We start from the raw sequence: 14,865 nt of genomic DNA, 5'->3' as shown, positions 1-14,865 counted from the left end.
GGTGCGCCCGGCGCCTCCTACCCTCGTATCCGGAGGGGGGCAGCCATGGAGGACATCGTCACCGCCGCGGCAGCGTCACTGGTGCAGGCCATGGCAACGGACGCCTGGCAGCAGGCCCGGGAGGGGGTCGTCGCCCTGTGGCGCCGGGCCCGGCCCGGCCGACAGGACCCGGCGGGGCAACCGGAGGACGGCGCACGGACGGAGCGCGAGCTGGACGCCGAACTCGTCGTGCTGCGCTCCCGGTTGGCCGAGGCCCGGCACGCCGGGGACACGGCGGCCGAGGAAGCCCTGGCCGCCGACTGGCGCGACCGGTTCCGCGAGCTGCTGCTGCGCCACCCCGAACTGGTCGGGCCGATCAGGCAGTTGACCGAGGAGATCGCTCCAGCGCCGGGCGCGGCGGCAGGCCCCGAAGGCTCCGGGGCCGGCGACGGCTCGGGCAGCGCGCCCACCGTGACCAATCACGTGCGGGACCACGGCACCGTGTACGTGGCCGCCCGGGACATGACCGTCAACATCCGATGACCGCAGAGGACGATCGGCCACCGCGCGCACCGGAACAGCCGCCCGCGCCGGAGGCACGGCCCGCGCCGGAACAGCCGCCCGCGCCGGCGCCACGGCCCGCGCCTGAGCAGCCGCCCGCGGCGCCGCCCGGCCCGGAGGGGGGCCGCACCGTCCTGCACACCGAGGTGCGCGACAGCGGCACCGCGTTCATCGCGGGCGGCGACGTCGTCGTGGCCGTCGGGGACGGACCGTTCGTCCACCAGGCGGTCCTGCCCGGCCGTCCCGGACCGGACGGCGCCGGCACCGGACCCCCGTGCCCGTACCCCGGACTGCGCTCCTTCGCACCGGAGGAGCACCTCTGGTTCAAGGGGCGCGACCAGGCCGTCTCGGAGGTGCTCCAGCTGCTCGCCCAGCGGCTGGATCCGGGCGGACCGCTGATGGTCGTCGCCCCGTCCGGGGCGGGCAAGTCCTCGCTGCTGCGCGCGGGGGTGCTGCCGCTGGTCGCCCGCGGCGCGCTGCCCGGCTCGGCCCGCTGGCCCCAGACCCTCCTCACCCCCACGGCCCGGCCCGTCGCGGCCCTCGCCGACGCCCTCGCCGACGCCCTGGCCGGGCAGCTCGGCGACGCGGCGGCCGCGCGGATGCGGCAGGCGCTCGCGGCGGGGCCGGCGGCCGCCGAGGCCCTCGTCCGGGAGGCGCTGGGCGCCCCGGAACACCGGCCGGGCGAGGCCGCGCCGCGGATCGTGCTCGTCGTCGACCAGTTGGAGGAGCTCTTCACGGTCTGCACCGACCCGGCGGCACGCCGGGCCTTCCTCGCCACCCTGGCCCACCTGGCGGCGGGCACCGCGGCGACCCCCGCGGCCGCCCTCGTGGTCCTGAGCCTGCGGGCCGACTTCGTCGCGGCCGGCGCCGTCCACCCCGAGCTGCGCGATGCCGTACGCCACGGTCACATGCTGCTGGGGCCGATGAGCGAGCGGGAGCTGCGGGCCGCGGTGCTCCTGCCCGCCGGCCTGGTGGGACTGCGCGTCGAGCCCGAGCTCGTCGACCTGCTGCTGCAGGACCTGGGTGACCTCGGCGCCCCCGCCGGACGGGCACCCGCGCCGCCCGGCCCGAAGGGAGCCGCCGCACGCACCCCGGAGGCGGAGCCCGCGGAACCCTCCGAGGCGGGCCGGCTCCCGCTGCTCGCCCACGCCCTCCAGGCGACCTGGCAGGTCTGCCGCGGCGGCACCCTCACCGTCCGGGGCTACCGGCAGACCGGCGGCATCCGCGCGGCCGTCGCCACCACCGCCGACCGCGTCCACGCCGGCCTCGGCCCGGCGGCCCGGCGGGCCGCGCCCTGGGTCTTCGTCCAGCTCGTGAACGTCGGCGACCGTACGGCGGACACCCGCGCCCCGATGGCCCGCGCGAGCCTGCTCGACGCCGCACGGGGCACCCACGGCATCGAGCGCGAGGCGGTGGAGACCGTCCTGCGCGCGTTCACGCGCGCCCGGCTGCTCACCGAGCACCAGAACGCCGTGGTCATCACCCACGAGGCGCTGATCAACGCCTGGCCCGCGCTGCGGGACTGGGTCGACCGGGACCGGGCCGGCCACCGGCTGCGCCGGCGTCTGGCCCAGGACGCAGCCCAGTGGGCCGACGGCAGTCGCGACGCGAGCCTGCTGTACGGGGGCAGCCGGCTCGCCGAAGCGGAGGAGGCCGTCCGCGCCACCGCCGCGCCGGCCGGGGCCGACGCGTTCCTGGCCGCGTCACGGCGGCACGCCGCGCGCGGGGCCCGGCTACGCAAGGCCGTGATCGCCGCCCTGACGGCGTTGGCCGTACTGGCGACCGGCGGCGCCGTGGTCGCGGCCCGGCAGGCGGCGACGGCGGGCAGGGAACGCGACACGGCGGTACGCGGCCAGATCGCCGCCACCGCGGACCAGGTCCGCGCCGCCGACAGCGCGTTCGCCACGCAGCTCGACCTGGCCGCCTACCGGCTCGGGCCGACGGCCGACCTGCGCAGCCGCCTGATCTCGGACCAGAACGCACCGGTGTCCCCCGGCGCCGTCTCCCACGACGGGCCGGTGACCGCGATCGCCGTCAGCCCCGACGGAACCCTGCTCGCCGGGGCCTCCCCCAAGGGCCTGCGACTGTGGCACCTGCCCTCCGCCGACACGGCGGGCGCCCCCGGCGCGCCCCCGCCGGTGCCCCCGCCGGTGCCCGTGCCGCTGGCCGTCCCCGCGCCGGTCGGCGAACAGCTGGGCGGCACTCCACTGGCCCTGTCCTTCCGGCCCGACGGGCAGGTGCTGGCCGTCGGCGGGGTCGACGGCTCGCTCCGCCTGTACGACCTGCACGATCCGGCCCGGCCACGCCCGCTCGGGCAGCCCGTTCCCGCCCATACCAGTACCGCGAACGTCGTCTTCGGCCCCGACGGCCGGACCCTGGCCACCGCCGGGAGCCGCGGCGACCTGACCGTCCGGCTCTGGGACGTCGGCGATCCCGCCGCCCCGCGCCCCCGGGGCGCGCCGACGCCCGGCCTCGGGGTGGTGCCGGCCCTCGCGTTCAGCCCGGACGGCCGCACCCTCGCCACCACGCGGGCCGCCGCCCCGGGCGGCTCCGGGCACGAGTCCGTCCAGCTGTGGCAGGTCGCCGGCTCCGGGCCGCCCACCCCGCTCGGCGGCCCGCTGACCGGGAGCCTCGGCACCGTCAGCGCCGTGGACTTCAGCCCTGACGGGCGCATGCTGGCCGTCGGCGGCTACGACACCGCCGTACGGCTGTGGGACACCACGGACCCGGGCCGTGCGTCCCTCATCGGGAATCCGCTGTTCGGCAGCACCAACGCCCTGGCCACGCTGGACTTCAGCCCCGACGGGCGCACCCTGGCCGCGGGCGGGGCCGACAACGCCGTGGCCCTGTGGGTGATCGCCGACCCGCACCTCGCCCGCCGCACCTTCCGCTCCGCCCCGCTGACCGGGCAGACCGGCGGGGTCAACGGCCTCGCCTTCACGCCCGACGGGCGGACCCTGCTCAGCGGCGGCGCCGACGGGACGATCCGACCCTGGGCCCTGCCGCCGACGGTGCTCTCCGGCCACGGCACGGCCCGGCTCAGCGCCGACGGCCGGGTCCTGGCCGCCCTCGGCTTCGAGGGCCGCGTCCGGCTGTACGAGCTTCCGCCGCCCGCCGGACCCGCGGATGCCGTCGTGCCGCGTCCGGTGGGCGGGCCGCTGGACGCGGAGCGCCTCGACTGGGTGGCGTACGGCCCGACCGGGCGCCTGCTGGCCGCGTCCGGCGTGGACGGGACGCTGCACCTGTGGGACACGGCCGATCCCGCGCGCCCGAAACGCCTGGGCAGCCCGCTGCCGGGCAGCTTCAACGCGCTGGTCTTCAGCCCGGACGGCCGGACGCTCGCCACCACGGACAACCGGCAGGAGAACGCCGTCACCACCCTGTGGGACCTCTCGGACCCGGCCCGGCCCACGGCCCGGGGCGGCCCCCTGACCTGGTTCGGGCAGGCGGTGGACATCCGCATCGTCGCCTTCACCCCCGACGGCCGCTACCTCGCCGGCGCAACCTCCGGCAGCGGGAACACCGCCGTGGAGCGCAGCGTCCTGCTGTGGGACCTGACGAAGCCGGACCGGCCGCAGCCGCTCGCCGGGGCCCAGATCAGCGAGCGCGGCTTCGTGACGAGCCTCGCCTTCAGCCCCGACGGCCGGCTGATGGCCACCGGTACCGCCGACGGCGTCCTGCGGCTGTGGAATACCGCCGACCCGGCGCGCGGCATCACGCCGGCCGGCGAGCTGCACGGGCATCAGAGCGACGTGAAGGCGCTCTCCTTCAGCCCGGACGGCCGCGGCCTGGTCAGCGGCGGGGCCGACACCACGGTCCGGCTGTGGGACGTGGCGGGCCGCGCCCCCGCGGGCGGGCCGCTGACCGGGCACACGCTGCCCGTGGGCACCGTGGCCTTCGCCCCGGACGGCCACACCCTCGTCACGGGTGGCTGGGACAACACCGTGCGCGTCTGGGAGACCGACCCGACCCGCCTGCTGCCCCGCCTGTGCGCGGCCACGGCCGGCCCGCGCAACCGCGACCTGTGGCGCCGCCACCTGCCCGACGCGCCCTACACGTCGGGGTGCCGGCAGCCGTGACGACCGGGATGGCGGCCCGTCCCCGCGGCGGCCGTGGCGGAGCCCGGCCGAGCGGCCCGGCGGCGTAGATTCGCGCCATGGTGCACGTACTGGGCAGCAGGATCCTGTTGCGTCCCACGGACCCCGAGCGTTCGCGCGCCTTCTACGGCGACGTCCTGGGGCTCGCCGTCTACCGGGAGTTCGGCACCGGGCCGGAGCGCGGCACGGTGTACTTCCTCGGCGGGGGGTTCCTGGAACTGTCCGGCCGCTCCGACGCCCCGCCCGCGCCCGGCATGCGGTTGTGGCTCCAAGTGGCCGACGTGCAGGCGGCGTACGAGGAGCTGCGGGAGCGGGGGGCCGAGGTGCTGAGGCCGCCGCTGCGGGAGCCGTGGGGGCTGATCGAGATGTGGCTCGCCGACCCGGACGGGGTGCGGATCGCCGTGGTGGAGGTGCCGGCGGACCATCCGCTGCGGTTCCGCCCGTGATGCCGCCGGCGGGGCCGTGCGAAGCCGCCGGGGCCGCCGGAACCTCCGGGCCCCCGCCTGCGCGGGCCGGGGCGCGGCCGAGCGCGCGGGCGCGTGCCGTCCGCGCCGGTACCGGCGCCCGGCAATCCCGGTGCGCTCCGCCGCCGGAGTGAACGGGCCGTGCCACCTACAGGAGGGACATCCGGCCGATCCCGTAGACGGAGCGTCAACCCGCCCGGGCGGCGCGGGCCCGTCAGCACGGCGATCGGCGACAGCACGTAGCAGGTCCGAGATGGCCGTGGATGCCTTTTGTAAAGATCCACGCGGTGTGCTGGATTGATCACCGACAGTGCTCCCCGGCTGCGCGGAAGGATCCCCATGCGCACGGTTCGCGAATCAGTCCTGGACGTCCTACGGGCCCGTGGCATCACCACGGTCTTCGGCAACCCCGGCTCGACGGAACTGCCGATGTTGAAGCAGTTCCCGGACGACTTCCGGTACGTGCTCGGCCTCCAGGAGGCCGTCGTCGTCGGGATGGCCGACGGATTCGCCCTCGCCTCCGGCACCACCGCCCTGGCGAACCTGCACACCGGGCCCGGCACCGGCAACGCCATGGGAGCCATCCTCAACGCCCGCGCCAACCGCTCCCCCGTGGTCGTCACGGCCGGCCAGCAGCACCGCGCGATGCTCACCCTGGAAGCCCTGCTCACCAACCCGCAGCCGGCCCTCCTCCCCCAGCCCGCCGTCAAGTGGGCCTACGAGCCCCCGCGCCCGGCCGACGTCGCCCCCGCCCTCGCCCGCGCCGTCCAGCTCGCCGAAACCCCGCCCCACGGGCCGGTGTTCCTCTCCCTGCCCATGGACGACTTCGACGCGGAGCTGACCGAGGAGCAGGACCGGGCCGCCCGCGCGGCCGCCGCGCGCCGGATCACGCACGCCACCGCCCCGGACCCGGCCGCGGTCGCCGCCCTCGCGGACCGGATCTCCCGCGCCCGCTCCGCCGTCCTCGTCGTCGGCGACGACGTCGACGCCTCCGGCGCCTGGGACGCCGTGGTCGCGCTCGCCGAGCGCACCGCGCTGCCCGTCTGGGCGGCACCGATCTCCGCGCGCGTGTCCTTCCCCCGCAACCACCCGCAGTTCCGGGGGGAGTTGACCGGGGCGATCGGCCCCCTGTGCCGGCAGTTGGAGGGGCACGACCTGGTCGTCGTCCTCGGTGCCCAGGTGTTCCGCTACTACCCGTACGTCCCGGGGGCCCACCTGCCGGAGGGCACCGAGCTGGTCCTGCTGACCCGGGACGCCGAGGAGGCCGCCAAGGCCCCGGTCGGCGACGCGATCGTCGCGGACCTGGCACTGGCCGCGCGGGCGCTCGCGGACCGGCTCCCGGCCGCCGGGTCCGCGCCCGCGCCCGCGCCCGCGACACCCCACGAGCAAGTGCTCCCGGCCGAGGCCGGCGACGGGGTCCTGACCCCGCTCGCAGCCCTGCAGGCGGTCGCCAAGGGCGCCCCGGAGAACACCCTCTGGGTCAACGAATCCCCCTCCAACGTCCCGCAGTTCCACGCGGTGACCCGCATCGCCACCCCCGGCTCCTACCTGTTCTCCGCCGGCGGCGGGCTCGGCTTCGGTGCCGCGGCGGCCGTCGGGGCGCAACTCGGCGCCCCGGAGCGGCCCGTGGTGTGCGTCATCGGCGACGGGTCGATCCACTACGCCGTCCAGGCCCTGTGGACCGCCGCCGCCTACCGGGTGCCCGTCACCTTCGTCGTCCTCAGCAACGCCCGCTACGCGATCCTCCAGTGGTTCGCGCAGCTCGAACACGCCCAGGGCGCCCCCGGCCTCGACATCCCCGGCATCGACATCACGGCCGTCGCCACCGGCTACGGGGTGCGGGCCCACCGGGCCCAGGGCGCGGGCGAACTCACCAAGCTCGTACGGGACTCGGCGGCCCAGCAGGACGGGCCGGTCCTCATCGACGTGCCCGTCACCACCGAGTTCCCCTCCCTCTGATCCCGTCAGCGGCCACCCGCCCCGACCAACGGAAGGCCCGTATGTCACCCGAGACCCCCCTCCTGTCCCGTCTGCGCACCCTCCTGCCCGACCACGCGGACGTCCTGCACACCGATCCCGAGACCCTGGCGGCGCACGCCCGCGACGCGGCCCCCTTCTCCGAGGCCGGCCTGCCCGCCACCGTGGCCTTCCCGCGGACCGCCGAGCAGGTCCAGCACATCCTGCGCACCGCGTACGAGCTCGGCGTCCCCGTCGTCCCGCAGGGTGCCCGCACGGGCCTCGCGGGCGCCGCGAACGCCGTGGACGGCTGCGTCGTGCTGAACACGGGCCGGATGGACCGCATCCTGGAGGTCGACCCGGCCAACCGGCTGGTGCGCTGCGAGCCCGGCGTGGTCACCAAGCGGCTGAACGACGCCGTCGCCGAGCACGGGCTCAGCTATCCGCCGGACCCCGCCTCCTGGGAGCACTGCACCATCGGCGGGAACATCGCCACCGGCGCCGGCGGCATCTGCTGCGTGAAGTACGGGGTCACCGCGGACTACGTGCTCGGCCTGGACCTGGTCCTGCCCGACGGGCGGCGGATGCGGACCGGCCGGGACACGGTCAAGGGGGTCGCCGGATACGACCTGACCAGGCTCCTCGTCGGATCCGAGGGCACCCTCGCCGTCATCGTCGGCGCCACCCTGGCGCTGCGGCCGGTCCGGCCGCCGGCGCTCTCCCTGCTCGCCCAGTTCCCGAGCCTGGTGCAGGCCGGGGAGGCGGTCGCCGCGGTCACCGCCGCGGGCCACGTCCCGTCGGCGCTCGAACTCCTCGACCGGGCCACCTCGCAGGCGGTCGCGGACCACGGGCACCCGCTGCTGGAGGCCGGTGCCGCCGCCACGCTGATCATCGAGAGCGACAGCGCCGATCCCCTGCGCGACCTGACCGCGATGACGCTGCTGTGCAAGGGGGCCGGGGCGCAGAACGTGGTCACCGCGTCCACCGCCGAGGAGTCCCGGCGGATCATCGAGGCCCGGCGGCTGGTCAGCCCGGCGCTCGGGGCGTTCGCCGCGACGCTGGGCGGCAGGCCGACCGCCTTCATCGAGGACGTGGCCGTGCCGCGCTCCGAGCTGGCCAAGTTCATGGGCACCATCGAGGAGATCGCGGCCCGGCACCGGCTGCGGATCTTCACGCTCGGGCACGCCGGCGACGGCAACCTGCATCCCACCGTGGTGTTCGACGAGTCGGACGCCGACGAGTTCCGCCGCGCCCAGAGCGCGTACGACGACATCATGGCCGCCGGCCTGGCCCTCGGCGGCACCAGCACCGGCGAGCACGGCATCGGCACCCTCAAGCGGGAGTGGCTCACCCGCGAGCTCGACCCGGTCAGCCTGGAGCTGCAGCGCGGCCTCAAGCGCCTCTTCGACCCGAAGAACCTGCTCAACCCCGGCAAGGTCGTGGAGGCATGACAGAGGACTCCCCCGCAACCGGCGCCGCCCCGGCCGCCGCCACCGCGTCCGGGACCGCGGTCCCCGCGCCCTCCGCCCGTTCCGCCTCCACCCCGGCGCGCGCCGTGCCGCGGCCCGCCCGGGCCGGGCGCGCCGAGACCGTCCGGTTCGCGGCGACGCACACCCTGCCCGCCTTCATCCGCGGGGCCTTCCACGTCCGGCCCAAGGTGGTCTCGGCGTACGCGGCCCTCGGGCAGCAGGGCTGGTCGGCGGCGACGCTGCGGGCCATGCGCGCCCGGCACGGCGGGGCACCGGTCGAGGTGCGCGGGCTGTCCGGGACGCTGCTGGTCCTGCTCGACCAGGCCGACGTCCGGCAGTTCTACGAACTGCCGGTGCGCACCCTGGCCATGGACGCCCCCGACAAGTACAAGGGGCTGTCGCTGCTGGAGCCCACCGGGGTGATCTGCTCCCACGGCGACACCCGCGAGGACCGGCGCCGCATCAACGACGAGGTGCTCGCGGCGGACCGGCCGGTGCACCCCTCGTGCCGGGAGTTCCAGGGCCTGGTCGATGAGGAGGCGACCGCCCTGACCTGCGGCGGGGAGCTGGACTTCCCGCGGGTGCGCCGCACGGTGGCCCGGCTCGGGCGCCGCATGGTCCTCGGGGACGCGGCGGCCGGTGACGAGGAGCTCGCCCGGTGGCTGCTGGCCATCCGCGAGGAGGCCAACTGGATGCGGATGCGCAAGGGTCGGGCCGCGGCCGCCGAGGCGCTGTACGCGAAGGCCGCCGCCCGCGTCGAGGAGTACGCGACCCGGGCCGAGCCGTACACCCTCGCCGCGCTCGCCCACCGGCACCCGTCGGCCGCCGGACCGGACTCCGCCGTGCTGGACCCCGTCGGGCAGGCCCACCACTGGCTGCTCGCCCTCGACACCGTCGGACCGACCGTCGCCCGGACCCTGCTGCTGCTCTCCGCGCACCCGGCCGAACAGGACGCCGTCCGGGCCGAGATCGACCGCGGGGACCTGGAGCTGCCCCGGCTGCGGGCCTGCGTACGGGAGACGCTGCGGCTGTACCCGCTCGTGCCGGACCTGGTACGGGTCACCCGTGCCGAGACGGAGTGGCGCGGGCAGCGCTATCCGGCGGGGACGGCCGTGCTCGTGCCCGCGCTCTTTCACCAGCGGGACCCCGAACACGTCGCGGCCGCGCACCAGTTCGTCCCCGCCCGGTGGCTGCGCCCCGGGGCGGCGGACGACCCGGGGCTGGCCCCGTTCAGTCACGGCGACGGGCGTTGCCCGGGCGAGCACCTGGGGCTGCTGACGGCGGCGGCGCTGATCGCGGCCGTGCTGCGGGGCCACCGGGTCACCGGTGGCCGCCCCGTGCTGGACCCCTCCCTGGCGCTGCCCGGCCTGCTCGGCTCGGCGGGCATCCGGCTCGCCCTCGCCGCCCGCTGAGCCCCCGCCGGACGCCGAGGCCGGACGGACGGCGCGCACCGAGCCAGGACGGCGCGCACCGGGCAGGACGGCGCGCACCGAGCTCGGAGGGCGTGCACCGGGCCCGTGCGGCGCGCCACACCCCCCTTCCACCCCCCATGCCCCGGAGGGCCACCCGCATGACCGATGCCACGACCGCCGTCACCGGGCACGAACCGGACGTCGATTCCCTGCACCAGATGTGTCGCCTGCTCGCGGAGGCCGCCGAGGACGTGGGGGAAGCGTCCCGGTACGCGTCCGAACTCGCCCTGGGCACGCGGCTGCCGCGGGCCGTCCGCGGCGGCGCCGCCTGGCGCACCCTGCTGCGCACGATCACCGATCCCAAGGGCCTGGGCTGGGCTCCGCGCGGCCGCGGCCTGGCCGGGCTCGGCCGGCTCGTCGGCGTGTTCACCAGCCGGGAGAGCCTCGCGGTGACCCTGGCCGTGACGGGGCTGAAGGCCCGGATCCGGGCCGCTGCCGTGCACCACCCCGAGCTGCTCGGCGACCCCGACACGGCCCGCGTGCTCAGAGCCGTCGCGGAGGACCGGCAGCGGGAGGCGGTCCGGGTGTTCCGTGCCATCCTCGGCCGCAAGGGCGCCGAGCGGACCTTCGCGCTGCTCGCCCCCGCCTTCGCCGACATCCTCGCCTGGAGCGCCCTCACCGACGAGAACCCGCTGAACGACGCGGCCGGCTGGGAGGTCGCCACCGGCCGCACCCTCACCGGCGCCGAACCGGTCCTCGGCATCGGCGCCCGGGTCTGGGCGTTCCTCGACCGCGGCCCCGGCCGGGCCGAGCCCTTCGTCCCACCGGCCGGGTTCGCCGAGCGGCTCGACACCGGCGGCACCATCGCCGGGTACGTGCGGAACATCGACGCGGTGGGCACCGACGGCACCCTGCTGGTCCAGCAGGTCGCCGGGCCGGACGGCGTGCGGCGGTACGTCGTCCAACTCGCCGGCATGTCGGGGCTGAGCGGGGACAGCCCGCAGGACCTGCTGGGCGCGGTCCACGCGGTGGCGCGGCCCGCCACCCCGTACTCCAGGGCCGTGTGCAAGGCGCTGCGCGGGGCCGTCCCGTCGGGCTGCGAGATCGCGCTGGTGGGCCACAGCCTGGGCGGGATCACCGCGATGAACCTGGCCGCCGACCGTGACTTCTGTGCGGTGTACCGGGTCACCCACGTGGTGGCGATCGGCTCGCCCGTCGACGGCAAGCGGCCGGCCGACCCGCGCACCCGGGTGTGCTCGCTGGTGAACGAGCACGACGTGGTGCCCAGCCTGGAGGGCCGCTCCTCGGTGTCCCCGTACCGGCTGCCGGCGCAGTTCACCGAGTTCACCTGGACCGACGACACGCACGCCTTCCCGCTGTGCCACGCCGCCGAGCGGTACGCGCACAACCTGGAGCACGACGTGCCGGGGGCGCGGGCCCACGTGGACGCCGAACTCGCGCCCTACCGCGGCCGGGTGACCGAGACCCGCCTCTTCCGTCTCTACGACCGCTGACCACCGACCGCCGCCCACCGCCACCGACCGCCGCCGACCGTTGAGGACGAGGACCACCACCACATGACCGACACCGCCTCCACCGATCAGCCCGGGCCGGCCCGGGGGACGACCGCACCGGCTCCGGGTGGCTCCGGCACCACGGGGGTGCCCGGGCAGGCCCGCGCCACCCGCCCGTCCCCGGCCCCCGGCTACGGCCCGCCGGGCCTCCTCGAGCGCCTCGGGTCGGCCGCCTTCGCCCGGATCAACCGGACCCGCGAATGGCACGAACTCCCGCAGCCGCTCGCGCTGCTGAACCTGCGGGTGCTCCGCGACGACCTGCGCCGCCGGAACCTGTTCGACACCCACGGCGCCGGGGGCGAGCGCCGTCGCCGCCGCACCGCCGAACTCGCGCCGTTCCGCTCGTACGACGGCTCGGGCTACGACCCGTACGACGAGGACATGGGCCGGGTCGGCACCCGGCTCGACCGCAACGCCCCGCTCCACATGGTCTTCCCTGAGGGCGACGAGGGGCTGATGGCGCCGTCCCCGCGCGAGGTCAGCAGGCAGCTGCTGGCCCGCAAGGGCTTCGTTCCGGCGCCCACGTTGAACCTGCTGGCCGCCGCCTGGATCCAGTTCGAGAACCACGGTTGGGCCAACCACGGTGACAACGACGAGGCGGAGCCCTTCACCGTCCCGCTCGCCGAGGACGACGACTGGGCCGAGCGGGGCGGCGGCTGCCCGATGCGGATCAACCGCACCCGCCCCGACCCGGTCGCCCACACGGCCGCCGACGCCCCGCCCACGTACGAGAACACGGTCACCCACTGGTGGGACGGTTCGCAGATCTACGGCTCGGACGAGGCCCGGTGCCGCTCGCTGCGGACGGGCGAGCACGGCAAGCTGATCGTCGAGGACGGCCGGCTGCCCACCGACCCCCGCCCCGGCAAGGAGTGCCTGGACCGGACCGGCATGAACAGCGACTACTGGACGGGCCTGTCGCTGCTGCACACGCTCTTCGCGAAGGAGCACAACTCCCTCTGCGACTTCCTGCGCTCGCACTATCCGACGTGGAACGACGAGCGGCTCTTCCACACCGCCCGGCTGGTCAACACCGCCCTCATGGCGAAGATCCACACGGTGGAGTGGACGCCCGGCGTCCTCGACACGCCGGTCCTGAAGCGGGCGATGGACGCCAACTGGTACGGGGTGCTGCCGCGCTGGGTCCGCCGCACGTACGGGCGGGTCGGTGACGGCGAGATGCTCAGCGGCATCCTCGGATCGCCGACGGACCACCACGCGGCGCCGTTCTCGATGACGGAGGAGTTCGTCTCCGCGTACCGGCTGCACCCGCTGATCCCGGACGAGCTGGTGGTCCGCGACCACCGCTCGGGCGCCGTCCGCGCCACCATCGGCTTCGACGAGATGCAGGGCGCCGCCACCCGTACCGCGATCGACGCGTTCGGCATGAGCGACCTGTTCGCCTCCTTCGGCACCGCCCACCCCGGCGCCCTGGTGCTGCACAACCACCCGGACGGGCTGCGCAACCTGGTCCGGCTGACGGGCGAGCACGTCGACCTCGGCACCGTGGACATCCTCCGCGACCGCGAGCGCGGCATCCCCCGGTACAACGCCTACCGGCAGATGCTGCGCAAGCGGCCGGTGACGTCCTTCGAGGAGCTGACGGGCGGCCACCCGGGGGACACACCGCTGTTGAAGGAGCTGTACGAGGGCCGGCTCGACCGGGTCGACACGCTGGTCGGGAACCTCGCCGAGCCCCGGCCGGCCGGGTTCGGGTTCAGCGACTCCCTCTTCCGGATCTTCATCCTGATGGCCAGTCGCCGTCTGAAGAGCGACCGCTTCTTCACCACCGACTACCGGCCGGAGGTGTACACCGCCGAGGGCCTGGAGTGGGTGGACCGGAACACGATGGTCACGGTGCTGCTGCGGCACCACCCCGAACTGGCCCCCGCCCTGGACGGCGTCACCAACGCCTTCGCCCCCTGGAGGACCCTGTGACCGGCATTCCCGCACCGCGGTCGGCGTCCCAGCCGCGCCTGCCGGCCGCCGACGGGCTGCGCGCCCACTCCGCCGCCCTGCTCGACCACGCGCGACGGCTGCGGGCCGGGGCCGCCGCGCTCGACTGGAAGGGGCCGCAGGCCGAGGCCTTCCGGTGGCGGATCGAGGACCTGGCCGACCGGTGCACGGCGGCGGCGGGCGGCCTCGCCCGCTCCGCGGACCAGCTCGACGCGGCCGCGCGCGCCCGGCACTGAGGGCACTGAGAGCGCCGGGCGGCGCCGGGCGGGCGGGCGCCGCCCGGGGCGGGCGCTCAGGGGCGGCGGTCCGGCTCCGCCGGCACGGTCCACTCCTTGCCCGCCCAGTCCTGCAAGGTCGTCAACTGTGGGCGGGCGGCGCGCAGGGCGGGCACGTCGGCGAGGAAGCCGGTGGTGTCGAACCATTCGAACATGGCGGCCATCTCCTCGCTGTACGCGCGCACCTCCTCGACGGGCTGGGAGCGGAACCGTACGGGTCGCCCGGCGGCGCGGGCGAAGGCCGCTGCCATCTGCGGGCCGGTCAGTTGGTCGCCGGCGATCTCCAGGGTGCGGCCGAGGTACTCGGCGGGGGCGTCGAAGACGTCCGCGGCGAACGCACCGATGTCGTCGGGGTGGACCATCTGGAGCGCGGTGTGCGGGGCGAGCGCCATCGACAGGACGAGTTCGCCGCCCTCCCACCGGGGGCCCATGCCCGTGAAGTTGGTGAGGAAGAAGGCCGGGCGGAGCACGGTGGCCGGCAGACCGAGCTCGGCGACGTGCTGCTCGATCAGGCCCTTGCTCCGGAAGTGCGGCACCTCGCCGGGGCGGCCGGCGCCGTCGACGGACGTGTACACGAAGTGGGCGACGCCGGCCCGGGCGGCGGCCTCCGCGACCGCCTTCCCCCGGCGTACCTCGGACGCGAAGCCGGCGGGCCCGGGCTCGGGCATCGGCTGGACGCTGAAGACGCCGTACGCGCCGCGCACGGCCGCTTCGAGGGAGGCGGTGTCGTCGAGGTCGCCGGCGACCAGGGTCGCGCCGTGGGCCTGGAGGGCGCGTGCCTCGGGCCGGTCCGGGTCGCGCACCAGGACGTGGACCCGGTGGCCGCGGGCGATGAGGGCGCGTGCGGTGGCACCGCCCTGGCGGCCCGTTGCTCCGGTGACGAGGACGGTGCGGTGGTCTGACATGGCACGGCTCCTTGGCGATGCGGGCTCCCGGGCGGCCGTTCCGGCTGCCCTCCGGTGGTCAACATCCTGTCCCCTCAAGGGCGGTTGAGGTCCAGCCCCGGTGACCGTCGTCTTCATCCGGATACGGGTGCGGCGCGCCGTAAGGTTTTCGTCACCCGCAGAACCGTCCGCGCGCCTGACGGGGCATGTGACCATGGCTCCCACGGGGGCGGATCGA

General features: G+C 76.2%; 10 protein-coding genes. 9 read left to right on the top strand and 1 reads right to left on the bottom strand.

Going from position 1 to position 14,865, the window contains the following annotated elements:
• Positions 1 to 45 precede the first annotated feature (45 nt).
• The 9 genes from ACFVGY_RS07645 (at position 46) to ACFVGY_RS07605 (ending at position 13,704) form a co-directional block, all read left to right on the top strand.
• Positions 46 to 522 (top strand): hypothetical protein, encoded by a 477-nt coding sequence (locus ACFVGY_RS07645; protein ID WP_385672581.1) that lies wholly within the window; start codon positions 46 to 48, stop codon positions 520 to 522.
• Positions 519 to 4,619, top strand: coding sequence for an AAA family ATPase (locus tag ACFVGY_RS07640; RefSeq protein WP_385672578.1), 4,101 nt, complete (start codon positions 519 to 521; stop codon positions 4,617 to 4,619). The genes ACFVGY_RS07645 and ACFVGY_RS07640 overlap by 4 nt, the downstream gene beginning before the upstream one ends.
• Before the next feature lie 77 nt (positions 4,620 to 4,696).
• On the top strand, positions 4,697 to 5,083 hold the full coding sequence (locus tag ACFVGY_RS07635; protein WP_385672575.1) for a VOC family protein: 387 nt from the start codon (positions 4,697 to 4,699) through the stop codon (positions 5,081 to 5,083).
• 357 nt (positions 5,084 to 5,440) lie between these two features.
• Positions 5,441 to 7,060, top strand: a complete 1,620-nt coding sequence (gene mdlC / locus ACFVGY_RS07630) for a benzoylformate decarboxylase (RefSeq protein ID WP_385672573.1) — start codon at positions 5,441 to 5,443, stop codon at positions 7,058 to 7,060.
• A gap of 41 nt (positions 7,061 to 7,101) precedes the next feature.
• Entirely contained in the window at positions 7,102 to 8,508 is a 1,407-nt protein-coding gene (locus ACFVGY_RS07625; RefSeq protein ID WP_385672570.1) for an FAD-binding oxidoreductase, read from the top strand.
• Positions 8,505 to 9,938: a cytochrome P450 gene (locus ACFVGY_RS07620; RefSeq protein ID WP_385672567.1), complete on the top strand. Its 1,434-nt coding sequence runs from the start codon at positions 8,505 to 8,507 to the stop codon at positions 9,936 to 9,938. Before ACFVGY_RS07625 ends, ACFVGY_RS07620 begins: the two co-directional genes overlap by 4 nt.
• A gap of 158 nt (positions 9,939 to 10,096) precedes the next feature.
• Positions 10,097 to 11,452 (top strand): alpha/beta hydrolase, encoded by a 1,356-nt coding sequence (locus tag ACFVGY_RS07615; protein WP_385672565.1) that lies wholly within the window; start codon positions 10,097 to 10,099, stop codon positions 11,450 to 11,452.
• Between the two features lie 63 nt (positions 11,453 to 11,515).
• Positions 11,516 to 13,450: a peroxidase family protein gene (locus tag ACFVGY_RS07610; protein ID WP_385672562.1), complete on the top strand. Its 1,935-nt coding sequence runs from the start codon at positions 11,516 to 11,518 to the stop codon at positions 13,448 to 13,450.
• Complete coding sequence (locus ACFVGY_RS07605) at positions 13,447 to 13,704, top strand: hypothetical protein (protein ID WP_385672560.1); 258 nt, start codon at positions 13,447 to 13,449, stop codon at positions 13,702 to 13,704. Before ACFVGY_RS07610 ends, ACFVGY_RS07605 begins: the two co-directional genes overlap by 4 nt.
• Positions 13,705 to 13,760: 56 nt before the next feature.
• Here ACFVGY_RS07605 and ACFVGY_RS07600 read toward each other — a convergent pair whose 3' ends face one another.
• The gene (locus ACFVGY_RS07600; protein WP_385672557.1) at positions 13,761 to 14,648 is read right to left on the bottom strand and encodes an NmrA/HSCARG family protein; all 888 of its coding nucleotides are present in this window, start codon (positions 14,646 to 14,648) and stop codon (positions 13,761 to 13,763) included.
• Positions 14,649 to 14,865 lie beyond the last annotated feature (217 nt).

The organism is Streptomyces sp. NPDC127106 (assembly GCF_042677605.1).
In the GTDB taxonomy this organism is placed as follows: Bacteria; Actinomycetota; Actinomycetes; order Streptomycetales; family Streptomycetaceae; genus Streptomyces.
This window is presented reverse-complemented; position numbering and strand designations above follow the sequence as displayed.

Coding starts and splice junctions, on each gene's coding strand:
- ACFVGY_RS07615 (WP_385672565.1), top strand. CDS start 10,097: ATGACCGATGCCACGACCGCCGTCACCGGGCACGAACCGGACGTCGAT.
- ACFVGY_RS07610 (WP_385672562.1), top strand. CDS start 11,516: ATGACCGACACCGCCTCCACCGATCAGCCCGGGCCGGCCCGGGGGACG.
- ACFVGY_RS07645 (WP_385672581.1), top strand. CDS start 46: ATGGAGGACATCGTCACCGCCGCGGCAGCGTCACTGGTGCAGGCCATG.
- ACFVGY_RS07625 (WP_385672570.1), top strand. CDS start 7,102: ATGTCACCCGAGACCCCCCTCCTGTCCCGTCTGCGCACCCTCCTGCCC.
- ACFVGY_RS07635 (WP_385672575.1), top strand. CDS start 4,697: ATGGTGCACGTACTGGGCAGCAGGATCCTGTTGCGTCCCACGGACCCC.
- mdlC (WP_385672573.1), top strand. CDS start 5,441: ATGCGCACGGTTCGCGAATCAGTCCTGGACGTCCTACGGGCCCGTGGC.
- ACFVGY_RS07620 (WP_385672567.1), top strand. CDS start 8,505: ATGACAGAGGACTCCCCCGCAACCGGCGCCGCCCCGGCCGCCGCCACC.
- ACFVGY_RS07600 (WP_385672557.1), bottom strand. CDS start 14,648: ATGTCAGACCACCGCACCGTCCTCGTCACCGGAGCAACGGGCCGCCAG.
- ACFVGY_RS07640 (WP_385672578.1), top strand. CDS start 519: ATGACCGCAGAGGACGATCGGCCACCGCGCGCACCGGAACAGCCGCCC.